Annotated in this window: 10 protein-coding genes; 2 read left to right on the top strand and 8 right to left on the bottom strand. The window is 66.1% G+C overall.

The window, feature by feature from the left end:
* Positions 1–390 precede the first annotated feature (390 nt).
* From JOE57_RS17765 to JOE57_RS18830, 4 genes are all read right to left on the bottom strand, one after another.
* Entirely contained in the window at positions 391–918 is a 528-nt protein-coding gene (locus JOE57_RS17765) for a GNAT family N-acetyltransferase (protein WP_204919973.1), read from the bottom strand.
* Between the two features lie 287 nt (positions 919–1,205).
* Complete coding sequence (locus JOE57_RS17760) at positions 1,206–4,079, bottom strand: vitamin B12-dependent ribonucleotide reductase (protein WP_204919972.1); 2,874 nt, start codon at positions 4,077–4,079, stop codon at positions 1,206–1,208.
* A 164-nt stretch (positions 4,080–4,243) separates the two neighbouring features.
* Positions 4,244–4,789, bottom strand: a complete 546-nt coding sequence (gene nrdR, locus JOE57_RS17755) for a transcriptional regulator NrdR (protein WP_204919971.1) — start codon at positions 4,787–4,789, stop codon at positions 4,244–4,246.
* 845 nt (positions 4,790–5,634) lie between these two features.
* A complete protein-coding gene (locus JOE57_RS18830) occupies positions 5,635–6,090 on the bottom strand; it encodes a DUF2752 domain-containing protein (protein WP_204919969.1) in 456 nt (151 codons plus the stop codon).
* Between the two features lie 94 nt (positions 6,091–6,184).
* Between JOE57_RS18830 and JOE57_RS17745 the strand changes: the two genes are divergently transcribed.
* Both JOE57_RS17745 and JOE57_RS17740 read left to right on the top strand, forming a co-directional pair.
* Complete coding sequence (locus tag JOE57_RS17745) at positions 6,185–7,021, top strand: RDD family protein (protein WP_204919967.1); 837 nt, start codon at positions 6,185–6,187, stop codon at positions 7,019–7,021.
* Positions 7,022–7,025: 4 nt separating this feature from the next.
* Complete coding sequence (locus JOE57_RS17740; RefSeq protein WP_204919966.1) at positions 7,026–7,889, top strand: SDR family oxidoreductase; 864 nt, start codon at positions 7,026–7,028, stop codon at positions 7,887–7,889.
* An 18-nt stretch (positions 7,890–7,907) separates the two neighbouring features.
* Here JOE57_RS17740 and JOE57_RS17735 read toward each other — a convergent pair whose 3' ends face one another.
* Genes JOE57_RS17735 through JOE57_RS17720 form a run of 4 tightly spaced genes read right to left on the bottom strand, consistent with a single transcriptional unit; the run spans position 7,908 to position 12,133 of the window.
* Positions 7,908–8,837 (bottom strand): aminoglycoside phosphotransferase family protein, encoded by a 930-nt coding sequence (locus JOE57_RS17735; protein WP_204919965.1) that lies wholly within the window; start codon positions 8,835–8,837, stop codon positions 7,908–7,910.
* A gap of 40 nt (positions 8,838–8,877) precedes the next feature.
* Positions 8,878–9,807 carry a carbohydrate ABC transporter permease gene (locus JOE57_RS17730; RefSeq protein WP_338041375.1) on the bottom strand — a complete coding sequence of 310 codons (930 nt, stop codon included), beginning with the start codon at positions 9,805–9,807 and terminating at the stop codon, positions 8,878–8,880.
* Between the two features lie 8 nt (positions 9,808–9,815).
* Positions 9,816–10,748 carry a carbohydrate ABC transporter permease gene (locus JOE57_RS17725; protein ID WP_338041374.1) on the bottom strand — a complete coding sequence of 311 codons (933 nt, stop codon included), beginning with the start codon at positions 10,746–10,748 and terminating at the stop codon, positions 9,816–9,818.
* Positions 10,745–12,133 carry an ABC transporter substrate-binding protein gene (locus tag JOE57_RS17720; RefSeq protein WP_204919963.1) on the bottom strand — a complete coding sequence of 463 codons (1,389 nt, stop codon included), beginning with the start codon at positions 12,131–12,133 and terminating at the stop codon, positions 10,745–10,747. Before JOE57_RS17720 ends, JOE57_RS17725 begins: the two co-directional genes overlap by 4 nt.
* Positions 12,134–12,153: the final 20 nt, after the last annotated feature.

Below are 12,153 nucleotides of genomic sequence, written 5' to 3'. Positions count from 1 at the left end.
TCGTGCTTGCCTGCCCGGCGCCACTGTCAGCGAGCTAGACGACCTTGGCCGCCCACCTCTTCGACCTGTATTTCGTAGACGTGAGCGTTGGGGAGTCCGGGCGCGATCTGGTGGTCGAGGTCGGTCTTGGCAGTCGCGAGTCGGATGTGCGTTGGCAGGAGGACCCTGCCGGCGGGTCCTTCGGAGAGCACGGCCCGACAGATACTGAGAATGCTGCGGCGCATATGCTCACCGCGCAGAGCAGTGGCGCAATGCGGGTTTGTGGCACGCCAGGAGATCCACTGGTCCAGCCCGGTGAGTGCTTGCACGCCTGCAGTGCGGGTGGGGCGCCACCTGGCGTGCACGCCCGGTAGCGGGTCAGAGCCGTACGGCAGTGACCACGTTGGTGGGTCAGAGCCGTACGGTAGTGACCAGGTTGTTGCCGTAGATGGCTTCCTCACGGTCCGTCTCGGTGAATCCGACCTTCGCCAGCACCCGGCGAGAAGCGGTGTTCCAGTCCCAGACGGAGGCCCACAGCCGCTTGTAGCCGGACGATCTCGCCCAGTCCAGCACAGCCCACGATGCCTCGGTCGCGTATCCCTGTCCCCAGAACCGACGGAGGAACTCGAACGCCAGTTCCGGTTCTTGCTCGCCATGTCGACCGTCGACCAGGCCGCAATAGCCGATGGCGTCGCCACCGGCCTTCCGCTCGACCGCCAGCAACCCGACTGACGATGGCTTGTTGGCGCGGATCGCCTCCTCGAAATCCGCGACCGTGGGGTGTCCGTCCGCGTCGATGCGGCGGTGCGGCGGCACCCGTGGATCTCGTTCGCTCCACATCTCACGCTGGATGGCGGCCTCGCCTACCCGCCATGGCCTGAGCAGCAGGCGATCCGTTTCAAGCACGACCTCCCGGCCCCGAGCCGCTCCACCTGCCATGGCAACAACGTTCTCACGAGCGAACGCACGCACAGGCCGCGGTCCGGGCGCACACACGTGGTGATCGGTCGTCGCGGAGAGGAGCGGGGTCAGGAGACCGGCGGCGACCAGATGACGCGCCCGTCCGCCGCACGCGTGCAAAGAGGGGCCGGAACCAGAGTTCCAGCCCCTCTTGCTCTGCCGTCACCGCCCGGCCGACGTGGCAATCAGCCGGCAGAGCGTCGCGTCTTCATGGCAATCAGTCTCACTATGGTGGCGAAACTGTCGCTACGAAGTTGCACCTGTCATCAGCTGCAGCCGCTGGTCGAGCCGCAGCCCTCGCACACGTAGCAGCTACCGCTCGGGCGCATCTTGGTCCCGCAGATGAAGCACAGCGGGGCGTCGACGCTGGTGCCGGAGATGGCCTCCATCAGCTCGGCTGTGGTGTGCGCCGTGATCGGGGCCGCGCGCACCGCCGCACTCTTCTCGGGCCGCAGCTCGGAGTCGGTGTCGACCGTGTCACCGGCATCGGAGCGGAGCGCCTGGGCCTCGCTCACCTCGTCGTCACTGTCATCCGGCAGATACGACCCGGTCTCGACCTGGCGGGCCCGCTCGGTGGCGGTGTAGATGCCCAGTTCGGAGCGCTCATCGAAGGACAGGTAGTCCAACGCCAGCCGACGGAAGATGTAGTCCATGATCGACTGCGCCATCCGCACGTCCGGGTCGTCGGTGAGACCGGCCGGCTCGAACTTCAGGTTGGTGAACTTCTGCACGAAGGTCTCCAGCGGCACGCCGTACTGCAGGCCGATCGACACGGCGATCGAGAACGCATCCATCACACCGGCCAGGGTCGAGCCCTGCTTGCCGAGCTTGAGGAAGACCTCGCCCAGACCGTCGTCAGGATAGGAGCCGGAGGTCATGTATCCCTCTGCCCCACCCACTGAGAACGAGGTGGTCCGGCTCGGCCGAGTCTTCGGCAGCCGCTTGCGGATGGGGCGGTACTCGATCTGCTTCGGCGTCTCCTCGACCACCTTGCCCCCCTTCCCGTCGCCGGCCTTGCCGTCGCTGAGCGGTTGACCGACCTTGCAGTTGTCCCGGTAGACCGCCAGCGCCTTCAGGCCCAGCTTCCACCCCTGCAGATAGACGTCGGCGATCTCCTCCACCGTAGCCGTCTCGGGCAGGTTGACCGTCTTCGAGATCGCACCCGACAGGAACGGCTGGGCCGCTGCCATCATCCGCACGTGGCCCATCGGCTTGATCGCCCGCTGCCCCATCGCGGTGTCGAACACCTCGTAGTGCTCCGGCTTCAGACCGGGCGCGTCGATGACGTGGCCCTTCTCGGCGATGTACTCGATGATCGCCTCGGCGGTCTCGTTCGCATAGCCGAGCTTGCGCAGCGCCCGCGGGATGGTCTGGTTGACGATCTGCATCGAGCCGCCACCAACCAGCTTCTTGAACTTCACCAGCGAGAAGTCCGGCTCGATGCCGGTGGTGTCGCAGTCCATCATGAAGCCGATGGTCCCGGTCGGGGCCAGCACCGACGCCTGGGCGTTGCGGTAGCCGTTGGTCTCCCCCAGCTTGACGACCTGGTCCCAGGCCTGGGTGGCCAGCTTGTGCACCGTCGCATCCAGCGACCCGACGGTCCGCAGCGAGTCGTTGGCCGCCTGGTGCTTGCGCATGACCCGCTTGTGCGCATCAGCGTTGCGGGCGTAGCCCTCGTACGGACCGACCACGGCGGCCAGCTCGGCGGAGCGCCGGTAGGACGTGCCGGTCATCAGCGAGGTGATGGCGGCCGCCAGGGCGCGGCCCCCGTCGGAGTCGTAGCCATGCCCGGTCGCCATCAGCAGCGCACCCAGGTTGGCGTACCCGATGCCCAGCTGGCGGTAGTCGCGGGTGGTCTGGCCGATCGACTCGGTCGGGAAGTCGGCGAAGCAGATCGAGATGTCCATCGCCGTGATGATCAACTCGACGGCCTTGGCGAACAGCTCGGCGTCGAAGGTGTCGTCGTCTCGGAGGAACTTGAGCAGGTTGAGGCTGGCCAGGTTGCAGGACGAGTTGTCCAGGCTCATGTACTCCGAGCACGGGTTGGACGCGGTGATCCGGCCGGTCTCGGGGTTGGTGTGCCAGTCGTTGATCGTGTCGTCGTACTGGATGCCCGGGTCGGCACACTCCCAGGCGGCCTTGGCCATCTTCTGGAAAAGGGTCCGAGCGTCGACGGTCTCGATCACCGAGTTGTCGGTGCGGGCCCGCAGCCCGAACTCGGTGCCGTTCTCGACCGCCCGCATGAACTCGTCGGTCACCCGGACGGAGTTGTTGGCGTTCTGGTACTGCACCGAGGTGATGTCGCGGCCGCCCAGGTCCATGTCGAAGCCGGCATCGCGGAGCGCGCGAATCTTGTCCTCCTCGCGCGCCTTGGTCTCGATGAACTCCTCGATGTCGGGGTGGTCCACATCGAGCACGACCATCTTGGCCGCACGCCGGGTGGCACCGCCGGACTTGATCGTGCCCGCACTGGCATCGGCACCGCGCATGAACGAGACCGGGCCGGAGGCAGTTCCGCCCGAGCTCAGCAGCTCCTTGGAGGAGCGGATGCGCGACAGGTTCAAGCCGGCCCCCGAGCCGCCCTTGAAGATGAAGCCTTCCTCCTTGTACCAGTTCAGGATCGAGTCCATCGAGTCGTCGACCGAGAGGATGAAGCAGGCGCTGACCTGCTGAGGCGACTGGGTGCCGACGTTGAACCAGACCGGAGAGTTGAAGCTGAAGTACTGGTGCAGCAGCATCCAGGTCAGCTCGTGCTCGAAGACCTCGGCATCCTTCTCGGTGGCGAAGTACCCGAAGTCCTCGCCCGCCTTGGCGTACGTCTTCACCACCCGGTCGATCAGCTGACGCAGACCCTGCTCCCGCGCCGGAGTGCCCAGCGCCCCCCGGAAGTACTTGGTCGTGACGATGGTGGAGGCGTTCACGCTCCAGAAGTCCGGGAACTCGACGTTCTTCTGCTCGAAGACCGCCTCGCCTGTCTTCCAGTTCGTCTGGACGACGTCGCGACGCTCCCAGGTCACCTGGTCGTAGGGGTGCGCCCCCTCAGTGGTGAAGACGCGCTCGATCGTGAGACCGGCGGACTTGCCGCGGGCGGTCTTCTTCTGATCTGAGCGCCCGTTCGCCTGACGGGTTGTTTCGGTCATGGTCTGCCTCTCGTGATCCACTCGGGGGGTGGTGTGGTGCCAGTCGTCTGATGGGTCGTGCTGGCTGGTGATCGTTCGTGGAGATGTCTCAATGAAGTTGTGGGGGTGGAGCCGGGGCAGAGTCCACGCGAGCCTTCCCCAGCTACGCGAACCCTGCCCCGGGGCTAGGGGGTGCCTCGGCCCGAACTGAGCTTGTGCGGACCGTTCTTGTTCACTTTGCCGTTGCCCACCTCGTGCGGGATCAGCGGCTCGAGTCCGAGCGGAGCCTGCTCCATCCGCAGCAGCGCGATCTCCGCTTCGAAGTCGTCGACCGAGGCGTACTGGCGGTAGACGCTGGCGAATCGCAGGTAGGCCACCTGGTCGAGTTCGCGCAGCGGTCCGAGAATGGCCACCCCGACCTCGTCCGCCGGCACCTCGGGCTGGCCGGAGGCCCGCAACGAGTCCTCGACCAGCTGGCCCAGCTTGGCCAGCTGGTCCTCGTCGACCGGTCGGCCCTTGCACGCCTTCCGAACGCCGCTGACAACCTTCTCCCGATTGAACGGCTCAACGACTCCGCTGCGCTTCACCACCACGAGCTGCATCTGCTCAATCGTGGTGAACCGGCGCTCGCACTTGGTGCACTGACGGCGACGGCGAATGCTGCTGCCGTCCTCGGCGGCGCGGGAGTCCAGCACCCTGGAGTCGGTGTGACGGCAGTAAGGGCAGTGCACGGTCCTTCTCCTTTCCTCGTGCGCGGGGCGCCGATGTGGCCCGGACGACGGCTTCCGCCGCCTGCCTGGGGATAAGTCTGTGGGCTAGTGTGTGGACATCCTGTGGACACTGACCACAACTTGTGGACGAATCACAGGTGTGTAACTACTAGATATAGATACCGTACGTCTTCAGACCATTGTCCGCAAGGGGGCTGACAAAAACGGGGTGTCGTCATACGTCCGGGCTCCCGCCACCGGCAGCAGCCGGCTGCTGGGCCTCGGGTAGAGCTGGCGGCGGTCGGTGCCGGAGGCGTTTAGGCGGTCCTCTCCATCTGGTTCGGGTCCCGTGGGTCGTGCCTTCGCGAAAGCTCACCACAACGCCAGAATTGGACGGCCATTCGGCCTTCCAGCGGCGCAGAAGTCGTCAGGGGTGGACTTTTGTGGGCGTACCGGCGGCTGGGGCTGTGAAAAGTCGTCACGTGACGAGTTCTGTGCTCGGACCGCGAGGGGCTGGAGCTGCGATAAGTCGTCACGCGACGAGTTCTGTGCTCGGACCATAGTGGCTGGGAGCTGCGACAAGTGGTCGCGTGACGACTTGTCGTCTCGTACGAGGGGACAGGCGGCTCAGACGAGGGATCGGAGTCTCGTACGAGGAACGGTCGGTGTGAAAAGTCGCGTTCTGATGACTTCTGGAGGTGGAGAAGGCCCCGAAGCTCCCCAGAAGTCGCGTTCTGACGAGTTCTGCACGAGATTGGACCCGAAACCCCGAGAAAACTCGCGTTCTGATGAGTTTTGGCACAAGGAGAGGGCGACCGGGCCCGGCAGATCGGGCCGCCACCCTGACCCCTGCCGGCGCAGTCACCCTAGACCAGGTTGCGGGCGAGGGTGTAGACGACGGCCACCGCCAGTCCGATCAACGACCAGCGGGTGGGATGGACGCGCTTCAGCCTGGCGCCAAGCGCGGCCGGCGGCCGGACCTTCGGCCCACCCAGCACCTCGACCGTCCACAGCACTCCGAGAACCCCGAGCAGCACGAGCGCGACCAGCGCGAGCGGGTTGTACCGGAAGGCCGAGACCAGGTCGAGCTCAAGCAGGGACCTGCCCATTCGGGTGCCGCCGCACAGCGGGCAGTTCCAGCCGGTCAGGCTTCGAAAGGGACACGGCACTCCGACCCCCGTCGTGGCGTACAGCGCACTCATGGCCAACCCGTAACCGAACAGCCCACCAAGCGCCTTCAGCCCGCTGACCGGGTTGAAGTCCTTCGCGACGTAGCCGTTCATGGTGGCGGCGTTCGTGGTGGGACTGTTCGTGATCGGCACTCCCCCATTCTCCATCAGTTAGGGCCACGGCCGACCCCGCTCCCCTAGACTCGTCTCGCCCGCCCGCTCCACCACCCACCGAAAGAGCCTTCAGATGAGTGATCAGAACCCCTCTGGCTGGCCGAGCCCTGCTGGCCCAGCCAGCAGCGGGTCCGCCTCCGACCACGGAACGCAGGGCCAGCCCCAGCCGAACTACCAGCAAGGGACCGGCTACGGGACGTCCAACTCAGACCCGGCGGCCCAGCAGGGCTACGGGCAACAGGGCTACGGGCAACACGGATACGCGCAGCAACAGGGCTACGGGCAAGAGGGCTACGGGAACCAGCAGGGCTACGGGAGCCAGCCCTCGTACGATCAGCGGCAGTACGGCCAGTACCCGCAGCAGGCGTACCCGCCGCAGCAGGCGTACCCCTACGGTCAGGTCGCCGCGCTGCGGTCGGACTACGCCTCGTGGGGCAAGCGCGTCGGGGCCTTCCTGATCGACGGCATTCCCAGCTACATCGCCTACATCCCCTTCACGATCGGCTATGTGCTGATGATGTCCGCGACCTTCCAGACCTCCTCCCAGCCGAACGTCGCACCCAACCTCAGCGGAGCGCTCGTCTTCATGGGCGTCGGCATGCTGCTGACGCTGGCAGCACTGGGCTGGCAGATCTACAACCGCTGGATCGTCGGTGGCCGCACCGGTCAGTCGCTCGGCAAGCGGATGCTCAAGATCAAGTTGATCAGCGAGGACACCCTGCAGCCGGTCGGCGCCGGCAATGCGTTCCTGCGCGACCTGTGCCACATCCTGGACGGCTTGGCCTATGTCGGCTACCTCTGGCCGTTGTGGGACGAGAAGCGGCAGACGTTTGCCGACAAGATCGTCAAGACGATCGTGATTGATGCCCCGCCACTCCCCGGTTCGGCCGGGCAGCCGGGACACGCCTGAGCCGATGAGCACGATTGCCGTCACTGGGGTGACCGGGCAGGTCGGCGGGGCGGTGGCCCGCCAGCTGTCGGCTGCGGGAGTGGGGCTGCGGCTGATCGGTCGTGCCCCGGAGCGCCTGCCGCACCTGCCAGGTGCTGAGCCCGGCCCGCCGGCGCACTACGGCGACCAGAGCTCGATGGAGGCCGCCCTGACCGGTTGCGCCACGGTGTTCATGGTGAGTGCCCGGGAGGATGCCGACCGGCAGACCCTGCACCGCAACGTGGTCGAGGCCGCGGTACGGGCCCGGGTGGAGCGGATCGTCTATCTCTCCTTCCAGGGAGCGGCCGCGAACTGCACGTTCACCTTCGGTCGCGACCACTGGTACACCGAGCAACTGATCCGCGGCTCCGGACTGGGCTACACGTTTCTGCGGGACAGCTTCTATCTGGCGATGCTGCCCGCGCTGGCCGGGGCGGACGGCGTGATCAGGGGGCCGGCTGGCACCGGCCGGGTCGCCGCCGTCGCCCACCGCGACGTCGCGGACGTGGCAGTGACCGTGCTGACCGGACGTGGTCACGACGGGCAGTCCTACGACGTCACCGGGCCTGAGGCCATCACCCTGGCCGACGCGGCGCAAACCATCAGCCGGGTCAGCGGCCTGACGGTCCGGTACGAGGAGGAGACCCTCGAGGAGGCCTACGCATCTCGGGCCCAGTTCGGCGCTCCGAGGTTCGAGGTGGACGGCTGGGTCACGTCCTACCTCGCCATCGCCCACGGTGAAGTGTCTGCCGTCTCGGACTGGGTCCCCCGACTGACCGGGCATCCGGCTCAGGGGCTGGAGGACTTCCTGCGGGACAACCCGCAGAGCTACGCCCATCTGCACAACTGACACTGGTCACCCAGCGGCTCAGTCCTGGACCGCCTTGGCGATGGTCACGTTGTTGGTGACCCACTCGGCCGTCTCGGCGGCGGCAGGTCGACCGTTGGCGCGTTCGGCCATCGACCACAACACGTTGACCACCACCCGCACGATCACCCAGGCGCGGGCGCGGTCCTCATCCAGGCCGGCGGCATCCACGATGGTGTGGAACCGCTCCCGGATGGCCCACCGGACGTTTCCCGAGGCGGCGATCTCGTCCCACCGGTTCCACAGCAGCGGTGCCACCTCGACGTGCGGGTCCCCGGACAGCGGCTTCGGGTCGATCACCAGCCAGCCCCCGCCCGGCCGGGCGGACTCCAGCACGTTGAAGTAGTGCAGGTCGGTATGCACGATCAGCCCGTCGGTGTCCGGGTCGGCAGCGAAGTCGGTGGCCAACGAGATGGCCTGCTCGACGTAGCGGTGCGGCACCGGGGCGTCGTGTCCGAGCGAGCCCAGCTCGACGGACCACCTCCGGGCAAGCGACGAGAGGGTGCGCAACTGCGGCACCGCCGGTCGGTGCAGCAGCGGGTAGAGCGCCGCCACCGTCTCGCAGGCCTCAATGGCGGGAACTGTGGTGAGGTCGCGCAGCTGAGCGCGTTCCAGCAGCAGCACGGAGCGGCGGGGGTCGGCACGCAGCAGCCTGACCGCTCCTCGACCACCCCACTCCCGCAGGGCGAGATGCTCGTGCTCAGCCTCCTCGTGCGGCCATCCGACCTTGACCACCGCTGGTTCCCGCGCCCCGGTCAGCACCGGCAACACCACAGCCGCCGAACCGTGTCCCAACTCACCGACTGCCGTCAGGCCCCAGTCGTCGACGACATCGCGGATCAACCGCGGGAGCTGGTCCAACCACTGCCGCCACTCCGGGCTGTTGTCGGCGTTCTTGGCGAAGGCCGCCGGGATCTCGAAGTCACTCATCGCCCACCAGCATGGCAGACCGGGCAACCCACCAGCTGGGTCAGCTCTTGATCCCGGTCAGGGTCACCCCTTCGACGAAGTAGCGCTGCAGCAGGAAGAACAGCAGGATGATCGGCAGGATGACGACCGTGGATGCCGCCATCAGATAGCCCCACTGCGCGGTGTAGTTGCTCTGGAAGGACGCCAGTCCCAGTGCGAGGGTGAACTTGTCCTGGTCACCCAGATAGAGCAGCGGGCCGAGGAAGTCGTTCCAGACTCCGATGAAGGTGAAGATCACCACCACCACCAGGACGGGCTTGGACAGCGGCATGATGATCATCCAGAACACCCGCCACGGCGTCGCACCGTCGATGTAGGCCGCCTCGTCCAGCTCGAACGGGATGGTCAGGAAGAACTGGCGCATCAGGAAGATGTTGAACACCCCGCCGCCGGCTCCGGCGAACCAGGCTGGCACGGTCAGCGGGAGAAATGTGTTCAGGGCCTCCATCTCGCTCCACATGACGAACGTGGGGATGAGCGTCACCGCGTACGGGAGCATCACGCTCGTCAACAGCAGGGCGAACACGACATTTCTCCCCCGCCAGCGCAGGCGCGCGAAGCTGAAGGCGCTGATGGCACAGGTGAGCACGGTGCCGGAGACCACGAAGAACTCGATGATCATGGTGTTGAGGAGATAGAGCCCGAACGGCTGTGCGGTCAGCGACTCGGTGAAGTTGTTCCAGGCGAACGGCTTGGGCCACCATTCAGGCGGGGCGACGAAGATCTGGTTGTCCGTCATCAACGCACTGCGCACCAACCAGACGAACGGCACCAGCATCACCGCAGCGCCCAAAGTGAGCACCAGTGCAAGGGCGCCCCGGCCGACGAGCCCGGCGCCCCGGCGGCCTGGTCGCCGACGCAGCCCGCCGGTCGGGGCCACCCTGCCACCGCGTCGCTGCGTGTCGGAACGCTCGTCGACTGTTGTCGTCACGGTCGAGTTCATCGGGCCCCACCCATCTCGTAGTACACCCAGCGCCGGGCGTTGCGGAACAGCAGCACAGTGATCACCAGGACGATCACAAACAGCACCCAGGCGAGGGCTGCTGCGTACCCCATCGCGCCCTCCGTGAAGGCGGTCCGGTAGAGGTAGTAGATGTAGAACAGGGTCGCATTGTTGGGCCCGCCCTGAGTCATCACGTACGCCTGGTTGAACACCTGGAAGGTGCCGATGACACCGGTGACGAGGTTGTAGAAGATCGTCGGCGTCATGAACGGCAGCGTGACGTGGCGGAACCGTGCCCAGGCACCCCCACCGTCGATGGAGGCCGCCTCGAGCAGGTTGCGCGGGATGCCCTGCAAACCTGCGAGGAAGATCACCATCGCGTTCCCGAAGCCCCAGGTGCTCATCATGATCAACGACGGGATGGCCGCCTTCTCGCTGTAGATCCACTGGGAGGTGGGCAGACCCGCCTGCCGCAGCAGCGAGTTGAGCAGGCCGAAGTCGGGGTTGTAGATCCAGATCCATAACACCGCACTGGCAATGGCCGGCACCAGTGTCGGCAGGTAGTACACCGTCCGCCAGAACGAGAGCCCCTTGATCTTCTGGTTCAGCAGCAACGCGGCGACGAACCCCACCAACAGCACCAGCGGCACCGAGCCGATGGTGTAGTAGGTGGTCACTGTGAGCGACTTCCAGAACAGCTCGTCGTGGCCGAGCCGGACGTAGTTGTCCATCCCGGTGAAGTTCGGCTTCGACCCGATCGACCAGTCGGTGAGGCTGAAGACCGCCGAGGCGATCATCGGCCCGATGGTGAAGATCAGGAACCCGAGCATCGCCGGCAGGGCGAAGATCCAGCCCCAGCGACGCTCCAGCCGGACCTGACCCGCGGCGCGGACCCGGCCCGGCCGTGCCGACGCGCGCGGCTGGGTCACAGCTGCTGGGCCGGGTAGCGGCCCTTGAGCAGTCCGTTGAGCTTCTTGGCCAGCGGCTTGAGCACCTCCGCCGCAGGCTTCTTGCCCTGATCGATCTGCTGGATCGCCGGCGCCATCACCTTGTTGATCGCATCCATGTTCTTCATGCCCTGGCTGAACAGCGGCAGGGAGTTGTTCAGCGTGTAGTCGACCGCTGCGGTGCGGTACTCGGCCGGGTGCACGTCGTTCTTGGTCCAGGAGTCGATCGCCGCCTGGTCGGTGTAGGACTTCTTGTCCAGCGGCATCCACAGGCCACTGGCAAACAGGTCCACCTTGTCGACGTCGTTGTGGTACATGTACAGCTCCATGGCTTCATCAGGGTGCTTGCTGCCTGAGAACATCACCGTGGCGCCACCGAGCGACGTGGTGATCGGCTTGCCATACTTCGGCAGCACCCCGAGCGAGAAGTCCAGGTTGCTCTCCCCCAGGTCCAGCAGCGTCCACTGCCCGTCGACCGCCATGGCGATCCGCTTCGTCTGCAGCTGCACCGTCGTCGACGGCGCGTTGTTGCCGAGCTGCACCGAGGTCGGCGCAACATGGTGCTTGTAGGACAGGTCCGCCACGTTCTGGAACACCTCGATCGCCTCGGGGGTGTCCAGCAGACAGGTGGTTCCCTTGTCATCGAAGAAACTGACTCCGCGACTCTCCAGCATCGCCTGCATCTGCCCGTTGCTCATCCCGAACGAGCACCCGAACTGCCTGATCTTCTTCGGGTCGAACCCGTTCTCGTCCGGTCGCTTGCCGTTCTGGTCCAGAGTCAGCTTGTAGGCGTTGGCGACAAAGTCGTCCCAGCTCCAGGCCTTGGCCGCCTCGGCCGGCGGGACAGCCACACCCGCGTCGGAGAAGGTCTGCTTGTTGTACCAGAGCACGTAGATCTCGTTGGCGGTCTGGGTGCCGAGCAGCTTGTCCTCCCCGTACCAGAAGTACGTGCCCGGCAGCCGCTCCGCGAGGGCGGGATACTTGTCCAGGTAGTCGTAGAAGTTGACCAGCTTGCCGCTCTCGGCCAGCCGGAACGCCGTCGAGTCTCCCATGTAGGCCACATCCGGGGCGCGGTTGCTGGCCACCAGGGTGTTCAGCTTGGTCTCGTAGTCACTGGGAGTGAAGAGTGGCTTGACCTTGACGCCCGGATGATCGGACTCGAAGTCGGACAGCATCTTGTTGACCGCCTTCTGTTCGAAGGTCGAGCCCCAGTACATGAACTGCAGCTGCTTGGTCCCGCCGCCCCCTCCTCCGGTGGCGCTGTCACCGCCGCACGAGGCCAGCCCCGGTACGGCGGCACCCAGGGCAGAGAGAGCGCCGAGTCGCAGCACGTCACGACGACTGGGTTTCCAGAGAGGATGGGACATGGCTGTTCTCCTTTGAACGA

The sequence above is a fragment of the Microlunatus panaciterrae genome (assembly GCF_016907535.1).
In the GTDB taxonomy this organism is placed as follows: Bacteria; Actinomycetota; Actinomycetes; order Propionibacteriales; family Propionibacteriaceae; genus Microlunatus; species Microlunatus panaciterrae.
This window is presented reverse-complemented; position numbering and strand designations above follow the sequence as displayed.